Raw genomic sequence first — 19423 nt, forward strand, 5'->3', positions numbered from 1 at the left:
TTTATTAAAATTTAAACTGGATAGACATGGAGTAGGAAGACTGATTTGGGTATACGCCATAATCTAGAGAGAAATACTGTTGGGTATTGCCGTCATATCTAGAAACTTCCGGATCCCAACCTAAGTAATCTGTAAAGGTTAATAGGTTTCTACCAATCAAACTTAATTTCACTTCATCAAAGAAGCCAATTCTACTGATGTATTTCTCAGGAAGAGTATATCCTAAGGATAGCTCCCTAAGCTTTACAAAAGAACCGTCCTCTACCCAGAACTTATTGTTTTGGTTCACATCGTACAGAGATTCGTAGTAAGTTACGGTTTTCTTTTGATCAGCTGGCTTTCCTGCCTGATCTACCATAACGTTTCTTTTTGCAATGGTGTTCCACTGAGCATTCTTGTTGTAGATATCTCCACCGCTTTTCCAATCCCATAACATATAGAAATCGAAGTTTTTGTAGGTTAGGTTGGAGGTTAATCCTACTCTGAAATCAGCATTTTGATTTCCTATTTTTTCAAAAGCAGGAATGCCGTCCTCATCTACCTTAATGATAGCTTTTTCATTGTTTGTCCCAATGTTTGCAGTTTCTACAACCACTCCGTCCGCATTTACTGAGTAATCAGAAATAGATGCTCCGGCTGGTAATTGTTTCTCCATAGTTGCCAGATCAGTAACAAAGCTTCTACCAAACATGCTTCCAAATTCTACTCCTTCGCGAATTAGGAACATAATTCCTTCGTCATTAGCTCCATCGGTAGGGCCAACAATTTGCTCCGGTGCATTTAACTTGGTAATCATGGTTTCGGTAGTAGTAAAGTTTACGCCAACTCTCCATTTTAGTTTGGATTGATCAATAATCCTGGAATTTAGGGAGAATTCGTAAGTCTGGGACTCTAGGTCACCCACATTCTGCCACTGTGTTGCTTTTCCAGCATTTGCAGGGGAGAATAGGTTTACAATCATAAACTGGTCCGATACAACTTGGTCCGAGTAAACAAACTGTAAATCGAACATGTTTAAGAAGCTGGCATTTAAACCAAATTCAGTTTCCGTGGTTAAAGACGGCTTCAAGAATGGGTTTCCTTTTCTTCTTACCGAAGAAAGGCTTCCTTGACTGATGTTGGTCTGCTCATACTGCCAGTCAAATCCAGGGCGTTGTCCGGAAGTACCGATGGCAGCATTTATTTTTAATTCTTGGACTCCTGGGATGTCTATGTCCTCAGAGATTCTATAGGCACCAGAAAGTCTGTAGTAGTTGTTCCATCTGTTTTCAGATCCAAATAGGGAAGATCCATCCCTTCTAAATAGACCATCTACAATATATCTGTCTTTGTAGACAAGACCTCCAATAGCAAACATATTCTGTGCTCTTTCGCTTTGGTAGTCAGAGCTTCCATAAATACTGCTAGTTTCAAAGTTATCAATAGTTGGTAGATCTTTAAATTTGTAATCAATACCAGTAATGGAATTGTAGTCATAGGATCTGTCCTCAGCTAAATAACTAAGCTTAGCCATAAAATCTAGTTCTCCAAATTCTTTCTTGAAGTTTAGAGTGGCCTGTACCTTTTGGGAAATTTCCAAGAAATTGTTCTTGCTTAAAGATCCTTTGCTATATCCAAATCCAATTTGATCTCCAGTAGTGGTGTACGTTTCGTACTTGTTATTGCTAGAGAATCTATACGCGTTGTTTTCAAAAGAATACTCTACGTCCATGTTTAACCAGTTGGTAAACTTGGCGTTTAGTAGGTATCCTCCTAAGAATCGCTGTTGTTGCGATCTAGCATCTCTGTTGTACAGAGCGTAAAGTGGGTTGGAAATTTCAGATTCCCACGGGTCTGGTAAATAGTAGTAAGGCTGGCCGTCAGGGTTGCTAGCCAATACGTTGGAGTCTGGATTTAATCTGGTCATGGTTCTGTAAATACCAGTTCCTCCTCCTGGGCTGTTATCTACAACTCGTACAAAGTTGTTGCTCGCCTTAAAGGTTAACCAATCAAAAATGTCGTAATCAATGTTGGCTCTAATACTGCTTCGCTCGTACCCTTCGGTTTCGGCAAGTACTCCTTCAATATCAGTGTTTTCTGCGGAGAAGAAGGTCCTTACATTCTCCCCTCCAGAGGATATGGAAGTGTATAGTGTTCTATTGATACCGGTCTTAAAGAAGATATCCTGGAAATCGTTATATACACCAAAAGGATTATCGGCATAACCGTCTGCCTTCAAGATACGATCGCCAGTAACTGCAGTTGGACCCGAGTTGGCATAAACGCTCTGGTAATCAGCTGGATAGGTAACGCCTTCGTATTTGGTGTATTGTCCTTTAAAGTTTTCCCAATCTGAAGCTAGTTCAAAGTTGTGCGACTGGTTGGTGTCGATGAAATTGTTCACTCTAGAAATACCAGTCTCTGCTCTTACGGTAACAGATGTCTTTCCAATCTTTCCTCTTTTGGTGGTAATTACAATAACCCCATTACCTGCACGTGATCCATATAGTGAGGATGCGGAAGCTCCCTTTACCAATTCAAAGGAGGCAATATCATCTACGTTGATGTCGGCCATTCCGCCTTCAATGAAAACACCGTCCATGATAACTAAAGGTGACTGTGATCCGTATAGGTTGGCGGCTCCTCTCATTATAATGGTAGCTCCTTCTCCGGGGCGTCCAAGGTTGCTTACGGATACACCAGCAACTTTCCCTTGTAGAGCACTGGCAGCTGAACTAGCCGGAACCTTTTCCAGATCGTCGGCAGATACTGAGGCAACTGTTACAGATAGTTTTCTTTTATCCGTAGCACCGGCAACTCCAGTAACCACTACTTCTTCTAGGGCCTGTGCGTCCTCTTCCATTTTTACATTAATGGTGTTAGCAGCTCCTACGGTGACGCTTACCGTGGTCTGCCCGATATAACTAAATCTTAAAACGTCGCCTACGGCAGCGTTTATGGTATAGTTACCGTCAAAATCGGTTTGTGTCCCACTAGTAGTTCCAGATATAACTATGGAAACCCCGGGGAGTGGCAAATCATCCTTGTCAGTTACCGTTCCGGTAATAGTTTTTTCTTGTGCCATCATTACCAATGACGCCAGAAAAAGCTTTAAGAATAAAAAGTACTTAAATTTCATACAAAATTAATTTGAGTTAGTTAATGCTTTTTTGGATTGCTAATGACTAGGTGGTTTTTCGGTAGCTAATCCAAATAATTGGTTGAAAACATAAGATTTTTATAAGGCCTAGTCATTAGATCCAATCTGCAAACTAAAGTAAGACGTTTATATTTACATTCAGTTCCGACCTAGATTATCTTTCTCCCGATGTAAGATTACATTTACGCGATTAGGAAGTAATTGATACATAGGTGATTGTGGGAGTTATACGCTTTTTAACGGTTTTTAAGATTTAATTAACTTTTGCTTAAAAAAGCTATGGTTTTTGAGTTTTTTGAGCCGACTAATGGGTCTTTATATGTTGTTTATAGCAAAATTAGTACAGGTGGTTAAGGAGGTGATACCCCTTTTGGGAGTTGCTTTAAGGGTTAGTCGTTGTTTTTAGGTAGTGTTGATGGTGTAGGGGTGGAGCAGGTTATTTCCTTGGTTTAAATGGGTGTTTTTGTATGAAGGAGCTTTGGATTGACTATTTAGTGATAATGAGGATCGGTTGTTTGGAGCGATTAAATGTATTGTAGGGTGCCAGTAGTCCAAATTAGGTCTTAGGCGTGCTGGTTTTAGAGAAGCTATGTAGTGGTATGGGTGGTGATTTTTGTAAGTGAAAGTGTTACTTTATAGGTAGGATGGAGGTGTTGCTATGAAATATAGAGGTTGTTGGGCTGATCCCTGGTTTACCTTGGTTTGGGTTGTTTGTATTTGGCCTTAATATACTGGGTGGGGGTCATGTGTTTGCGACGTTTAAAGGCCTTGTAAAAGGATACCTTGTTGTTGAAGCCTGATTCGTATATTAGGTCTGCAACCAGTTTAATTTTGCCTTGATTCTTCTCAATGATGTTTACTGCTTCCGCTACCCGGTAATCATTGATAAACTCATAAAAGTTTTTTTCAAACTCCTGGTTTATTACCTGAGAAAGACTATATCTATCTGTGTTTAGTTCCTTCGCTAATTTTTCTAAGGTGATCCCATTGTCTAAATACACCTTTTTGGACTCTACCAACTCCACTAATTGGGATTTTAATGTGCTGGTCATAGCTTCTGTGAGACCAGAATTTCTGTACTTTACATTGTCCTCTGCTGGAATTAAAACCTCCGTTTCGGTGATGATTTCCGGTTTAATGAAAAACATGATGCCGCATAGACATACAAAGAGGGATAAGATCATTGCGGTAAACGACTTGGAGATGTAGTCAAAGCTCTCTATATGGCTAAAAATAGCACGCGAGTATAGGATAAGCATTAGCAATCCCAAGAAGGCTATGGCGAGAAAAAGCCATTTTTTATTGGTGGGATCTAGGATGCTTTTATGCTTCCTGTAAAGTGCAATCAGAAGCAGTAGGTAAAGTGTGCTATGGATAGATTTTATGAATTGACTGTGAAGAATCTGGGTAATTATCTGATTGAAATCACTGCTGGATCCGTTGCCGTCTGTATTGACCGCTATTAGAAGTAGTAGGCAAAAAACAAAAAAGGTGCCGTAGTGTTTTAGTAACTCGCTAATAGTGGTTTTGGTTCCAATGCTTAATTTCTTTCGTATGTATAAATACAAGGACGGGGCCCATAAGAAAAAATGCATCTTAAAGAAGTAAACCCTAGGGTGGTAGTTGAAGTGATTTAGCCAATAAATGGCTAATTCCAGTATCATTATAGAGATACCTATTAGGAAAATCGCTAAAAATATATTGTGGGTGTCCTCCTTTCGAAACCTAATCAACAATCGGATAGCTATAAATATACCGCCTATTGCCACCAATAGGGAAATGTAGTTAACTAAATAATTTTGAAGGGAATGAAGGTAGTTGTCGTGAGCTACCGTGCTCTTTGTTGTTAGCTTCTCCGTACCTATTTGGTTGCTCGGTTCAATTTTAGTCGCAGGTAGATTAAGTTGCGGACTGTTAGTTTTTTGTAGCGAATCTAAGGCCGCTTTGGTGGCGGCAAAATACTTGTTGAAAGATGCTGAGCTGCTATGTCCTTTTAGCTGGGCAGAGAGCAAAAAGGTGTAGGCGTTGCTGTAATTTTGGTGAGAGTACTCGCATTTGCCATATTCAAAGCACTCCTCAGCGCTTAGGCCCTCTATATTTAATAGGGTAACCATCCCGTTTTCAATAGGACTACAATCCGAATTCTTCGTCAGTATGGTGTTGGTTGCCCATGTAGGTTGCATTAATAAAATGCAGGTCCATATGCAGAAAAATAAGGGGAATTGTTTTATGCCCATAGTGAATTACGCCAATAAAGGCACAAAAATAACATTTTTAAGGCGGTTTGTGCTTTGTAATATTCTTAAATGAGCGTTAAAAAGTAGTGGTGTTTTTACAGATGTAGTGGATTCCAGGCGGGAAAATGGGTGAAATCATAAAATGCAGCTCCGAAAATATTATTTTAACGCTAATTCAAATAATAATTCTTAAAACAAAACAGATGGTACTGTCTTTTCTAAAAGAGTATATCAGAGCTGCATTACAACTTATTTTACTGCAGAACAAATTAATCGATTTTAAGACAAATGTAGGTAAACACTTATCAACCTTTACCAATCCGATAGGGGTTAACCATTTATTTTTAACCGGCTTCCCTTGCTTGCTGTAGTCTTACGATGTGTTTACGGTGAAATTTCCATAATTTAATTTTGCAATAAACGAGATGGTGGAAGTAAGCATTTTACCTCTTAAGTACACATCTTTCACATCCCATTTATTAGCTTTTATCATAGCATTTCCTTTTTGTAGGTTGTGATGTCTGTAACCTAATATCCATTCATTGTTGTATTCCATGATTTGCTTTTGGAAGTTTCGGTCCGATTCCTAATCGATCTATACTCTCTGCTTAGGGAATTTTATATTTCTAAATCAAGGAATATTAAACTGAATGAAAAGGAGCACTCCTTGGGTATACCTTTGGATAAGTTACGCTTCTGGCTAGATAATACCGCCACCTTAATTACGGGAGGAAAGTTGTTTTTTCTGAAACTGGCTTGGGGTAAGGTTCGTATGTTTTTTAAATGCTTTGTTAAAAGTTGCCTTGTTGTTGTATCCTACCTCATAAGCGATCTCAATAATATTTAAGGATTTTTCCTGGTCGTCCTTTAAAAGTTGTTTGGCTTCATTTATTCTATAAGTATTCACCAGCTCATGGAAACTCTGGTTAAAGTGTTCGTTTATTACCTGAGAGGTGTTGTGGCGGTTAGTGTTCAACTTGTCTGCCAACTGCTCCAAATTGAGGTTGTTTTCCTTATAAATTTTCTCATTTTCCATGAGCTGTAGGATTTTAGATTTTAGCTCTAAGGATAAACTATCCGTTAATCCAGATTTTTCATACTTGTGAAAAGGATAGCCTGTGGTAAATTCCATCGCACTAAAAACATTGGGTTGTATATAGGCAGAATAAGCGATATATAACACCATTAGGGCCATCGCTATTATTTGAGCATGAAATAGTAGGTTAGAGTATAAGTTGTTGATAATCATAAAGCCATATATGGCGTATGCCACTACATATACTATATGTATACCTAAAATGTACTTTTGCCATCTTAGGTGCTCTTGGTCATACAGGGTTTTGTATTTGCTTTTTAAGTATAATCTGGCGATTAAAATACCATAAACCACCAAGGATAAAAGCTTGGTGGCTACCAAGGTGATTACCTCAAAATCCTTGGTCTGCGTAAACTCTCCGCTAGCCTTTGCTAATAGTAAGGCTAACTTTTCATCTTTAGTCAATAAGTATATGGGAACCAGGTAAAACGCCAATACAAGGCTGGGTAATAAATGCAACAAGTCCCAAGCCTTAAACTTGTAATCTTGGGTAATCCTTTTAAAATAGAAATATAACAACGGACCATATAGGAAGGAAAATATGGTAGACATTCTATAAGAGTTGGGAAAATGATACTGGAAATTAGTTAAGCTGAAGAAGATATGGAAAATAAAAAAGGAATGGATAAATATAAAACTGCTGATTAGCGCCTTTGCAATAGTATTGATCGTTGGATTGAAATTTATTATGATAGCAACAAAAAAACCGATTAGCGCAATAAATAAGTAGATAAATGAGAAAAGGGTTACTTCTATAGCGGGTATAGGGATAGAAGGGGAGGTGGAGTCTAGTTGAGTATCCGGGATTTTAAAGGAATGATATAGGGAAGCTGGGAAGGGGGAAATATGAATATAACTGATAACCCATATGGTAAGAGCAGACATCAAGACTAACTTTGGTTGGTTGGTTGTCCTAAATAGGTTCCTTCTCAAATGGGGACAAGCGCCTAGTTGATGTAAGGGGGAGTAGGTGACATTTTGGGATAAGGGTATAGAAGGGGGGATGGTAGCTTGAAATTGAAGGGGAGATATTTCCAAATCAGCTTGGTTGGCGTTGCTCGTAACTATGGTTTGGGTAGGGTAATTGAAGGAAATGGAAAATAGTAGCATAATTGGTATGACCCATAGCGATTGCATAGTAATGGAAGGTGTGATTGATGAATTAGTCCTTTTTAAATTAATTAATAATGCCCCAAATTCTCCCAATAAAAAGTTAATTTGATGTCGCTTTGGGCAATTTCATTGCTGTTAGTTGAATGTTAAAAGCATGATGGTGAGGGTTGTATGGGATAAGTATTTTGTAAATCTGGACAGGGCATAAAGAATGCCAAAAGCGGCTATTGTAAGCGTAGGTAGGACCAGAAGCCCTAATTATCAAAGGTGCGAAAAGCTGTCTAGACAGGCTATAGCGACTTTTTTACTAGAATTAAGTGTGCCGGAGTGGTTTTATATCCCACCTCCGGCAATATGGATATTCCCTTAGCCTATTGATCCTGTAAGGCAAAAACCCGCTTAAGCAATGCGGTGGTTCTTGAAGAAACTTGGTTTCTAATTTGTTGCTCTTCAACCGCAATCATGGTATATACGCCTTGTAGTGCTTCTTGGGTCACGTAATCTGTTAGGTCTGGATTTACGGAATTGGTAAAGGGAAGGGAGTTGTACCGGTGAATTAAGTTGTTCCATATCTGGTCTGCACCTACCTTAGTGAAGGATTGTTCTATTACTGGGTGAAATGCATCGTAGAGTTGGGTTTGTGTAGTCTGCTCAAGGTATTGGGTGGCTGCGTTGTCCGGTCCCATCAATATTTGTTTGGCATCTGTGAAGGTGATCCCTTTCACCGCATCTACAAAGATTGGAGTAGCTTCCTTAACAGCATCCTCAGCTGCCCTGTTTAGGATCTTTAATCCTTCGTCTGCTAAATTGGAGAGTCCAATATCCCTTAGGGTTTTGTCTACCTTTTGTAATTCTTCAGGCAATAGTATTTTAACCAATTCATTTTGGTAGAAACCATCTTGTTGCGTGAGTTTGCCAACTTGTTTTTGGATGCCCATATCCAAAGCCTCTCGGAGTCCAAGGGCAATTTCGTTATTTCCTAGCGTACCGCCCCCTTGGGGTATCTGGTTTACTACCTGTTGTAATTCCGCACATCCTAAAAACTGGCATAGGACTATAAATAGGATTATTTTCTTCATTTTTTATGGTTGTTTCGTTATCGTTATTGTTCCCAATATAGGTAAATGGTCCTGTATGCGTAAGGTATTAAAAGGATTTTTAGGTGGCCATTGAATACGCCCTAGGAGAAAATCACTGTTTTATTGTTGTATACCATGGTTTTTCTGTCTACATGAAGTTTAACGGCCCTAGAGAGTACAATTTTTTCCAGGTCCCTACCTTTAGAGATAAAGTCTTTTATGCTATGTGCATGGGTCACTCGGGTAACATCCTGCTCTATAATAGGTCCGGCATCCAACTCTTCCGTAACATAGTGACTGGTGGCACCTATTATCTTTACCCCTCGTTGGAAAGCGGCATGATAGGGTTTGGCCCCGGCAAAGGCAGGTAAGAAGGAATGATGGATGTTGATGATTTTGTTCGGAAAACGGTCTATGATCTTTGGGGTAATGATTTGCATGTAGCGCGCAAGTACTATAAAATCTATCTTATATTTCTCTAAAAGCTCCAATTGTGCCTTTTCCGAAGCTTGCTTGTCTTCCTTTAGATGTGGAATATGGTGATAGGGTATATCAAATTGTTGCGCTATATAGGCAAGATCCGGATGATTACTCATTATAAAGGGGATCTCAACTGCTAGCTCCCCGGAGTGGAACCTGCTTAATAGGTCGTAAAGGCAATGATTGTATTTAGAAACGTACAGCGCCATTTTTGGTTTTGTGGATCCTAAGTGAAGACTCCATTCCATTTGATAGGGGAGTGCCAATTCTTCCTCAAAGCGTTGCTTTAAGCTTTGAACTACTGGAATGTTTTTTTCAAAATCGCTTTCTAATCTCATAAAAAAGACACCGGCTTCCTTATCTACATGTTGATCTATGTAGATAATATTCCCGCCGTTCTTGTAGATGAAGCCCGTAACCTTGCTGATGATCCCTGCCTGGTCGGGACAATGAATAAGAATGGTTGTTTTCAAGTGGTATGGTTTTAAAAATAGTAAAATTAGGATTTTGAGAGCGAAAAATGTCCAGTGCTGGCTGTTTTTATAATATTGTAGCTTTAGGGTCTTTATTATTGCGAATTCATTAAATTGCGATGGAATAGATACCTGTGTTTTGCGAATGGATTAATACCGGGTTGAAGCTGTTTGGTTATTAGTAATACTACAGCCCAGATATACGGAAATGGGTGTTTGTTAGCTCGTAGTGTGTAAAATAGATTGAAAATGAAAAAAAAGCCTTCCTATAAACCTGTTAATAATGTGCGTATTGTAACGGCGGCCTCCTTGTTTGATGGTCATGATGCTGCCATTAATATGATGCGGAGAATTATGCAAGCCACAGGAGTTGAGGTAATTCATCTAGGGCATGATAGAAGTGTTTCCGAGGTGGTAGATTGTGCCATACAAGAAGATGTGAATGCCATTGCTATTACTTCCTATCAAGGTGGTCATAACGAATACTTTATGTTTATGCGCGACCTATTGGTGGAGCGTGGGGCAGACCATATAAAAATTTTTGGCGGTGGTGGTGGCGTTATCCTTCCCCAAGAAATAAAGGAGTTGATGGATTACGGCATAACAAGGATTTATGCCCCAGATGATGGTCGGACTATGGGACTCCAGGGAATGATTGATGATTTGGTGGAGCAAAGCGACTTCCCCACGCCAGGGCTAAAGCCAGAGGATCCCGAAGAAGTAAAAGATTTGTTGCGGGAAAAGCATGTGCCCACTATTGCTAGGTTAATTAGTTTGGCCGAAAATAGAAATGCCGATTTTCAAAAGTATGTCCCAATTTTAAAAGGGGATGGCAAGCAGGTGCCCGTTTTAGGAGTTACCGGAACGGGTGGGGCAGGAAAATCTAGCTTGGTAGATGAACTAGTAAGAAGATTTTTAATGGATTTTAAGGAGGGGACTGTTGGGATAATTTCGGTAGACCCCTCTAAACGAAAAACGGGAGGTGCCTTGCTGGGAGATCGTATCCGCATGAATGCCATCAATGATGCTAGGGTGTATATGCGCTCCCTTGCCACAAGGCAATCTAATCGATCACTGTCCAAACATATAGATGAAGCGGTGCGGGTGCTAAAAGGAGCAGGGTTTGACCTAATTATCTTAGAAACCTCGGGAATTGGGCAATCCGATACCGCTATTGTAGAGCACAGTGATGTGTCTCTCTATGTGATGACGCCCGAGTTTGGAGCCGCTACTCAATTGGAGAAAATCGATATGCTAGATTTTGCGGATCTAGTGGCTATCAATAAGTTCGATAAAAGAGGCGCCTTAGATGCTATCCGAGATGTAAGGAAACAATTTGTACGTAACCATGGCCTGTGGGATGCAAACCAGGAAGAACTTCCTGTGTTTGGTACCATCGCCTCACAATTTAACGATCCTGGTATGAACAACCTGTACGGTTCTATTATGAAGCGTATTAAAGAGAAAACGGAATCTAACTTGCAATCTAACTTTGTGCATGCGGAAGGGAACAAGGAGAGGCTGTTTGTGATCCCTCCTTCCAGAACTAGATACCTATCCGAAATTGCAGATAACAATAGGGAGTACGATCGTAATGCCAAAGCTCAATCAGAACTGGCGCAACAACTATATGGTGTATATACAGCAATGGTTTCTGTTTTGGGGAGCAAAGCCCTGAGAAATACTTCCATACTGCTTTCAGAGGCGGGGATTGATGCAGAAAAGTTACTTCCTTTGGTAGAGGATGAAGGGAAAAAGCAACTGATCCAATTGTTGATAGATCAATTTCAATCATTAAAGACACTCTTAGACCCTCAGCATTGGAAACTGATTCTAAATTGGGAGCATACGGTAAGTTTGTACAGAAACCCGGAGTATGTTTTTACGGTGAGGGGAAAGGAAATTAAAATGGCCACCCATACCACCTCCCTTTCACAGTCCGAAATTCCCAAAATAGCACTTCCCAAATACAAAGCATGGGGAGACCTCCTACTTTGGATGCTGCAAGAAAATGTACCTGGAAAGTTCCCCTATACGGCCGGATTGTATCCTTTTAAACGCGCTGGTGAAGATCCAACAAGGATGTTTGCAGGGGAAGGCGGTCCGGAGCGGACCAATAGGAGGTTTCATTATGTGAGTCTTGGTCTTCCCGCAAAAAGGTTGTCTACTGCCTTCGATTCGGTAACACTCTACGGTAACGACCCGGATAAACGACCCGATATTTACGGTAAGATCGGGAATGCCGGGGTTTCCGTATGTTGCTTGGACGATGCTAAGAAGTTGTATTCAGGATTCGACTTAAGCGATGCTATGACTTCGGTAAGTATGACCATCAATGGGCCGGCGCCCATGTTATTGGGGTATTTTATGAATGCGGCCATCGATCAAAATTGTGAGAAATATATCAAGGAGAACGGACTTGAAGATGAGGTAGAGAAAAAAATTGCCTCCCTCTTTAGTGGAAAGGAAAATTTAAGGCCTAAATACCACGGTAAGCTGCCCAAGGGCAACAACGGTTTGGGACTCATGTTATTAGGGGTTACTGGGGATCAAGTTTTGCCAGAAGAAGTGTATCGTGAAATAAAGAGCAAGACCATACGCCAGGTAAGAGGTACGGTGCAGGCCGATATTTTAAAGGAAGATCAAGCGCAGAATACCTGCATATTCTCCACGGAGTTCGCCCTTAGATTGATGGGGGATGTACAGGAATACTTTATCAAAAATAAAGTCCGCAATTTTTATTCGGTATCCATTTCTGGTTACCATATTGCCGAGGCAGGGGCCAACCCTATCACCCAGCTGGCTTTTACGCTGGCCAACGGCTTTACCTATGTGGAATACTATTTAAGTAGGGGAATGGATATTGATAAATTTGGACCCAACCTTTCCTTTTTCTTTTCCAATGGAATAGATCCCGAGTATGCGGTAATAGGTAGGGTGGCAAGGAAAATTTGGTCCAAGGCTATGAAGAGGAAATACGGGGCAGGACCCCGAGCGCAGATGTTAAAGTACCATATACAAACTTCAGGTAGGAGCCTGCACGCCCAAGAAATTGATTTTAACGATATAAGGACCACCTTACAGGCCTTATACGCTATCTACGATAATTGTAATTCGCTGCATACCAATGCCTATGACGAGGCAATAACGACTCCAACAGAGGAGTCGGTGCGTAGGGCAATGGCTATTCAGTTGATTATTAATAAAGAATTGGGGTTAGCCAAAAACGAAAACCCGCTGCAAGGTTCTTTTATAATTGAGGAATTAACAGATTTGGTAGAGGCAGCCGTGTTAATGGAGTTCGATCGAATAACCGAACGGGGCGGGGTGCTGGGTGCCATGGAGACCATGTACCAACGATCTAAAATCCAGGAAGAGAGTCTTTACTATGAGCATCTAAAGCACAGTGGAGAGTTTCCTATAATTGGGGTAAATACCTACCTAAGTGATCAAGGGTCGCCCACTATTTTACCTGCAGAAGTGATAAGAGCTACGGAAGAAGAGAAGCAGAATCAGATAGAGACCCTTAATAATTTGCATCAAAGGAACCAAGACAAGGTAGATGCTCAATTGAAGCATTTGCAACAGGCGGCCATTAAAAACGAAAATATGTTTGAATGTCTAATGGAAGTAACCAAATACTGTTCCTTAGGGCAAATAACCAAGGCCCTCTTTGAGGTGGGCGGACAGTACAGGCGAAATATGTAAATGGTTGCTGGGTATCTAAATAATGTAGTCTTGAGCTAGCATTATAGACCATGCCTAAGGGGCTAGGGTCTTTTTATAGGCGACGCATGGAGCGCCTCCATACCTTGTACAAGCGTCTAAAGCTTTTAACCTCCTTTCGAAGCAGGTTTAGGTATTCCTTTTCCTTCACCCCATCTTTTTCCAATCCTATACAATAGGAATTGATGTTTTTGATAATAATATTAATAAAGGTGGCACTTCTCATCCGCGCAGCATAGGATTCAGACCTTTCGGCAGCTGCAATCTGTTGCGGGATAAGAATGGAATCGGTAAGTAGGGAATCGGCAATATTGTCGCGTAAGCTGTTGGATTGATAAAGCTTTAGCAAATCTTTGTTATGGGTAACATAAGACGCAATTTCCCTGCTCATCTGTAAGAGGTCCAGAGATTTACGGTAAATAGGCAACGAACTAAGATTTTTGTAGGTCATTTTAAATTCAACAACTTTTATATTATAAAGTTACGTGGAATTAATTGAAAAGGACTTTGGATTGTATGGTAAAAGCGTAAATTAGCTATCGAAAGCAAAAATTATCAATCAATTTTATTTTGAAAGCAAAAATAGACAGGCTTAATTGGAAGATTTTAAGATCCCTACAGGAAAATGCCCGCGAATCTTTCGCGAATATAGGTAGGAAAGTGGGACTCACTGCCCCTGCAGTAGGGGAGCGGGTGAAGAAGATGGAAGACGTGGGAATCATCTCCGGCTACAAGGCTGTGGTTTCCCATTCCCATGCTGGTTATCAATTAAAGGCCATCATTACCTTGCGTGCCTTTATGGGGAAGTTGAAACCGTTTTTAGAGGCCGTAAATTCATTTGAAGAAGTGGTGAACTGTTACCGAATTACTGGAAATGAAAATATAATAATGATGGTGGTATTAAGGGATCAGTTTCATTTGGAAATGTTTATCGATAAGCTTATCCAATACGGGGAAACTAGAACCCATATCGTATTGTCCGATGTGGTATCTAATGCTCCAATCAAAGGAGTTGAAAACTAGAAGAACTTGCTTTTCAGTTTTTGGTTAGGGCTCTGCGCAATATTTAAGGTAGTACTTATACCTTGGTGAAAATGAAGCATGAAATTCAACGAATATGCTTTTGTATGGCTTATTAAAAGTGAATAGAAATAACAAGATGCTTTTAAAGGTAAATGTTGGCTTTTTATAGAAAGCTAGGTGGTATGGTTTTGATACCATGGTTTTTATTGTTTTCTTTAATAATCGGATGAGGGAGGCGTATGCTTCTAAAGGTGCGATTAGGTGGTTTAGAGTGCTCCCAATAGTTGTTCTGTTGGGTGGGATTTAATAATTTGGCTAGATATTTGATGAGGTTTCGTCTATGAGGAAATTAATTATACTGCTGTTCCTGGGAACAGTGATTGGTGGCAATGCACAAGAGATAACTTTCAAAAAAGGGGTGGTAATGGACTCCATTTCGGTAAAGGATTCCATTTCTGAAACTTTCTCCCTGTATCTGCCCTCTAGTTTTGAGTTGGGAAAGAATTGGCCAATTCTCTTTGTCTTTGATATGGAGGGAAAAGGAAAGCAGGCCTTAAGTATGTTTAGGGTAGCCGCAGAAGACCAAGGCTATATTTTGGCTGCCTCCGATAATCTGAGTGATACGCTATCTACTTCGCAAAACATTATGATTGCAGGGAGATTGTTTAATACGGTAGTCAATTTATTACCTATCAAAAAAAATAGAACCTATGTAGGAGGATTTGCCCAAGGGGGCCAGTTTGCTAGTGTATTGCCCCTTTTTATCAATGGAATATCGGGTGTGCTTTCCAGTGGCGCAGTATTTCAAAGCTTGGAGGTAATGAAAGTTAACCAGCCTTTTTATTTTATCGGGGTTGTTGGGAGGGAAGATTTTGCTTATCAAGATATGTTGGCAACCAAATCCAAATTCGATAAATTAAAATTCCCCAATCTTTTAATGGCCTTCGATGGGGGGCACCAGTGGCCAGAAAGTAGCTATTTTAGAACTGCAATGGAACGGTGGACCTTGTATGCAATGGAAAAAGGATATGCTGATAAAGATAGTCTCTACATCAATAAAACCTATTCGCAGAATCTTGCCGAGCTAAATGCGCTTATAAATTCCAATAAACTGTTGGAGGCCTATGCCTACTTGGAGGGAATGGAGGCTTCTTTTGGCCCCCTCAGGGAAACAGTTACCTTAAAGGAAATAAAAAGAGAGCTGAGAAGAGATAAGGGGTATAAGGCTATGAAACGCAATGAAAACAGTGCGTTGCTAAAAGAATCATTTATTTTGGAAGATTACCATTACTACCTAGAAGAGGATATTGCTACCTATAACTTCAAGAATATTGGATGGTGGATGTACCAAATGGAGGAGCTTAAAAAGTATGAAAAAAGTAAGCTCCTTGCAGAGCAGCAAATGGGGAAGCGACTCCTAGGGTTTGTGAATGCGCTTATTGAAGATAAAATAGATCTTTTGGAGTCAGAGAAAGAGGTAGACTACGATGCCTTAAGTTTATTATGGATGCTGAAGACCATTACGCAGCCCAAAGAGTATAGTTATTATCTGAAAATTATTTCTTACAGTGCCAAGATAGATGATTATGGTACTTCCTTATTTTATTTGGAAGAACTGCTTAAGAATGGCTATACGGACAAGGAAAAATTGTATGAGTTGGAAAATACAGCCTTATTAAGGATAACGCCAGAATTCAATGAAATAGTAGAGAAGTATCTAAAAAAGGCCCGCTACGAAGTCATAGAGGAGTAGTCTTACTAAATGAATGCAGCAATAAGTTTAGCTTGTAGGTTGATTTTGTTTGTCGCCCTAACACTATAGAATTTTATTGAGTCCCTAGGGGCAGAGGTTTTAGTGGTGTTCTGATTTATTTAAGCGGAAAAGTTGTGTATTTTTGCAGGAAAAACGGAGATATGTGGAGAGTTAGTTTGATTTTGTTGGTATTGGTTTTGGGATGTAAACAAAACAAAAGATATCATGATGAGCAAGCTGTAAATGAATTGATCGCCAATGCTGGAGAATGGGCAGATGTCGTTAGATTTCAGCAGAATCTGAACGCCACCTTTAGAGATCCAGAAACATCCCCCTTGCCCGATCGTTTTAGAAAGGATTTTGAGGGGTTGGACTTTTTTGCACCGGACAGCACTTACCAGGTCAAGGCAAAATTCACTAGGACACCCGAAGCCTTACCGTTCCTGATGCCTACCAATACCGGTGATAAAACCGAGGAGGTGGTATATGCAAAAATTAGTTTTGAGCTAAATGGTAAGGAGCACGAGTTGGAGGTTTATCAAAACACAGAACTAATTCAACAAGCCAATTATAAGGATTATCTCTTCCTGCCATTTTCCGACCTTACCAATGGGGAGGAAACCTATGAGGGTGGTAGGTACTTGGACTTGTCCATCCCGGAGGGAGATACCATTCTATTAGACTTCAATAAGGCCTATAATCCTTACTGTGCCTATAATGCTAAATATTCCTGTCCCTTGGTGCCTAAACAAAATAGATTGGATACGCATATTAGGGCTGGGGTGAAAGCTTTTAATAAATAAGATGAAAAATAAGGGCCCATCAACCATACGATGGGCCCTTATTACTTTTTTGGTCTAAAAAGCATAGACTGCTGCAAGTACAAAAGAGGATAGGCTTTTTTGAGGTAATAAGTCTTCATCCAAGAAGTTAAAGGATGCCTCGGAAGAACTGTCCAGTCTTAATTCTGGTATAAGGGTTAAATTTCCCAACTTAACGTTAGCGGTTAGGGTCATCGCCAGTACATCGGAGTCTGCTGTTTCTGTTCCTATGGCGCCATAATTACCCCTTTCCGCGAAATATTCACCTCTTAATCCTAGGGAGAATTGCTCATCAATGGTGTATTGAGGGTATAGTGCTACTCCTGCAAAGCCTAAGTCGTCCTTTTCAAAAACGGCGGCGTTTACGCCCAGGTAAAATTCCTCCGTAAGGTTAAATCCGCCTGTGAAGTCAATTTCAAAGGCCCCGTCATCGGTAAGTATATTTAAAAATTGTCCTTTATACCCCAATTGGGCACCAAAGGCATATTTTCCTGTTGGGTTTAATTCGGTGGCATCAGTGGGATTCATAACCGCTAGCATTAGGGTGAAATCTGAGGAAAGAGCAAAATCTACCTTAAGACCTGTATGGGAGAAGGGACCGTAAGAAAATAGATAGGAAGTACTGTATTGATAATTTCCGGTGGGAGAAATTACCTCATACCCCAAAAAGGTATTGAAATTTCCAAAAGTTAATTTTACAGATTCATGTACTTTCCAATAAACGTATAGTTGGTTTACAATGTTTCCAGTGGCCGAGTAGAGGGGAGAGGCAAAAATGGCATCCGTGCCCCTAGGGCCAAAAACCAAATCGCCAACAAAGCCCACTTTCTGTCCTTCGTAGGTGGCTATCACATTGGCCATTCCTAGGGAAAAACCAGGCAAATTGGCAAAAGAGCTTCCAGGCGCGGCATGGGGGAGATTGGAAGTGGTGTTAGATCCGTTGTCCCCGTTTAGGTTTACTCGGTAGTAAGCATCCACACTTCCAGAAAGCGAGAATTTTTTGGAATCAGCTTCCTTTTCCTGTGAAAATGTAAGCAAGGAAAGGAGCGATGCTATGGAAAATAGCAAATGTTTTACGTACTTTGTCTTGATAATTATTTTCATAATTCAATGGTTTATATCCTGCGACGGATGATTAAATTTATTGATGTTTTAAATGGAAAGATTATTGACGGAGCGTTCTGCAAAACGCTCCGTTTTATTTTTAGATCTTCTGTTAATGCCGGTTTAGATTAAAATCTGCATAGGCATCCATGCCGTGTTCGTGGCTGTCCAAGCCTTCCATTTCCTCTACCTTGGAAACTCTTATGCCCCATACTCTTTTTATGATAGTCAGCATCACAAACGCCATGGCAGAGCAGAACAAGCCAATGATGACTACGCCTGCAAGCTGATAGAAAAATTGGTTGAAGCCCGCCTTGGCTCCCATTAACCCAACTGCTAGGGTTCCCCAAATTCCGCAAATTAGATGAACTGCAACGGCTCCAACTGGGTCGTCCAGTCTTAGGCGGTCTACCAAAGCCACTGCAAATACAATAATGCATCCTGCAACGAAACCAATTAGGATAGCCTGGGAGGGCGACATAAGGTCTGCCCCAGCGGTAATGCCTACTAATCCCCCTAAAATTCCGTTGAGCATCATGGTGAGGTCGTAATTCTTATAGCGAATATAATAGAGGATAAAAGCACCTATTCCACCTGCGGCACCAGCCAGACACGTGGTGACCAAAACTATGGAAGTACTGCTTGGGTCTGCAGACAATACAGAGCCCCCATTAAAACCAAACCAGCCTAACCATAGGATAAGAACGCCTGTTGTAGCCAATGGAATATTATGTCCAGGAATTGCGTTAGGCTTACCATCTTCTCCAAATTTTCCTATTCTAGGCCCTAATAAGTAGATGGCCATTAATGCGGCCCATCCGCCAACGGAATGTACTAAGGTAGATCCCGCAAAATCATGAAAGCCGGCTTCCTCTCCGCCAAGAGTAGATAAGAATCCACCACCCCACTGCCAAGAACCTACTATGGGGTACACAAAGGCGATATAGAGTACCGTAAATAGCATAAATTGTGCAAGTTTTATCCGCTCGGCAACTGCCCCAGAAACAATGGTAGCCGCTGTGGCTGCAAACATTCCTTGGAAGAGGAAGTCTGTCCAGTACGTATAGCCTTCGTTATAACTTAGATCTAGACTGCCATTGCTCATTAAGGGAGCGTCTAAACCAAAACCCGAAAAGCCTAGAAACCCATTGAAGCTGCCAGGGTACATCAGGTTGAATCCTATAAAGTAGTAAAGAATCAGGCCGGTGCAGATGATAAATATATTTTTAAATAAAATGTTGATTGTGTTCTTTTGTCTAGTCAGCCCAATCTCCAGTAGTGAAAATCCTAAATGCATGAAAAATACGAGTGCCGTACAGATCATCATCCATACATTGTTTGCTGTAAATATTCCTGTGTCCATCCTCTAGTTGTTTTTT

General features: G+C 40.6%; 13 protein-coding genes. 4 read left to right on the forward strand and 9 right to left on the reverse strand.

Going from position 1 to position 19423, the window contains the following annotated elements; translation table 11 throughout:
• Positions 1-4: 4 nt before the first annotated feature.
• The 6 genes from BV214_RS15380 to purU all read right to left on the reverse strand — a co-directional run bounded on the left by BV214_RS15380 (position 5) and on the right by purU (position 9617).
• A complete protein-coding gene (locus BV214_RS15380; protein WP_086478393.1) occupies positions 5-3118 on the reverse strand; it encodes a SusC/RagA family TonB-linked outer membrane protein in 3114 nt (1037 codons plus the stop codon).
• Between the two features lie 713 nt (positions 3119-3831).
• Positions 3832-5322 (reverse strand): helix-turn-helix domain-containing protein, encoded by a 1491-nt coding sequence (locus BV214_RS15385; protein ID WP_176328534.1) that lies wholly within the window; start codon positions 5320-5322, stop codon positions 3832-3834.
• Between the two features lie 427 nt (positions 5323-5749).
• Positions 5750-5932, reverse strand: a complete 183-nt coding sequence (locus BV214_RS15395; RefSeq protein ID WP_086478396.1) for a hypothetical protein — start codon at positions 5930-5932, stop codon at positions 5750-5752.
• A 162-nt stretch (positions 5933-6094) separates the two neighbouring features.
• A complete protein-coding gene (locus tag BV214_RS16855; protein WP_176328535.1) occupies positions 6095-7024 on the reverse strand; it encodes a helix-turn-helix domain-containing protein in 930 nt (309 codons plus the stop codon).
• 932 nt (positions 7025-7956) lie between these two features.
• Positions 7957-8664: a DUF4197 domain-containing protein gene (locus tag BV214_RS15405; RefSeq protein WP_086478398.1), complete on the reverse strand. Its 708-nt coding sequence runs from the start codon at positions 8662-8664 to the stop codon at positions 7957-7959.
• Positions 8665-8765: 101 nt separating this feature from the next.
• A complete protein-coding gene (gene purU, locus BV214_RS15410; RefSeq protein ID WP_086478399.1) occupies positions 8766-9617 on the reverse strand; it encodes a formyltetrahydrofolate deformylase in 852 nt (283 codons plus the stop codon).
• A 249-nt stretch (positions 9618-9866) separates the two neighbouring features.
• On the opposite strand from purU, the gene BV214_RS15415 reads away from it, so the two are divergent.
• Positions 9867-13325, forward strand: a complete 3459-nt coding sequence (locus BV214_RS15415) for a methylmalonyl-CoA mutase family protein (RefSeq protein ID WP_086478400.1) — start codon at positions 9867-9869, stop codon at positions 13323-13325.
• A 73-nt stretch (positions 13326-13398) separates the two neighbouring features.
• On the opposite strand, the gene BV214_RS15420 is transcribed toward BV214_RS15415, so the two are convergent.
• Positions 13399-13794, reverse strand: a complete 396-nt coding sequence (locus BV214_RS15420; protein WP_086478401.1) for a hypothetical protein — start codon at positions 13792-13794, stop codon at positions 13399-13401.
• Between the two features lie 119 nt (positions 13795-13913).
• Between BV214_RS15420 and BV214_RS15425 the strand changes: the two genes are divergently transcribed.
• The 3 genes from BV214_RS15425 to BV214_RS15435 all read left to right on the forward strand — a co-directional run bounded on the left by BV214_RS15425 (position 13914) and on the right by BV214_RS15435 (position 16922).
• On the forward strand, positions 13914-14366 hold the full coding sequence (locus tag BV214_RS15425; protein ID WP_086478402.1) for an Lrp/AsnC family transcriptional regulator: 453 nt from the start codon (positions 13914-13916) through the stop codon (positions 14364-14366).
• 340 nt (positions 14367-14706) lie between these two features.
• Positions 14707-16119 carry an alpha/beta hydrolase gene (locus tag BV214_RS15430; RefSeq protein ID WP_086478403.1) on the forward strand — a complete coding sequence of 471 codons (1413 nt, stop codon included), beginning with the start codon at positions 14707-14709 and terminating at the stop codon, positions 16117-16119.
• A 161-nt stretch (positions 16120-16280) separates the two neighbouring features.
• Positions 16281-16922 (forward strand): DUF1684 domain-containing protein, encoded by a 642-nt coding sequence (locus BV214_RS15435; protein ID WP_086478404.1) that lies wholly within the window; start codon positions 16281-16283, stop codon positions 16920-16922.
• Between the two features lie 54 nt (positions 16923-16976).
• Here the strand turns inward: BV214_RS15435 and BV214_RS15440 are convergent, their stop codons facing one another.
• Positions 16977-18044 carry an outer membrane beta-barrel protein gene (locus BV214_RS15440; protein WP_086478405.1) on the reverse strand — a complete coding sequence of 356 codons (1068 nt, stop codon included), beginning with the start codon at positions 18042-18044 and terminating at the stop codon, positions 16977-16979.
• A gap of 112 nt (positions 18045-18156) precedes the next feature.
• Entirely contained in the window at positions 18157-19407 is a 1251-nt protein-coding gene (locus BV214_RS15445) for an ammonium transporter (protein ID WP_086478406.1), read from the reverse strand.
• Between the last annotated feature and the right edge of the window lie 16 nt (positions 19408-19423).

The organism is Arenibacter amylolyticus (assembly GCF_002150785.1).
GTDB classification, from domain to species: Bacteria; Bacteroidota; Bacteroidia; order Flavobacteriales; family Flavobacteriaceae; genus Arenibacter; species Arenibacter amylolyticus.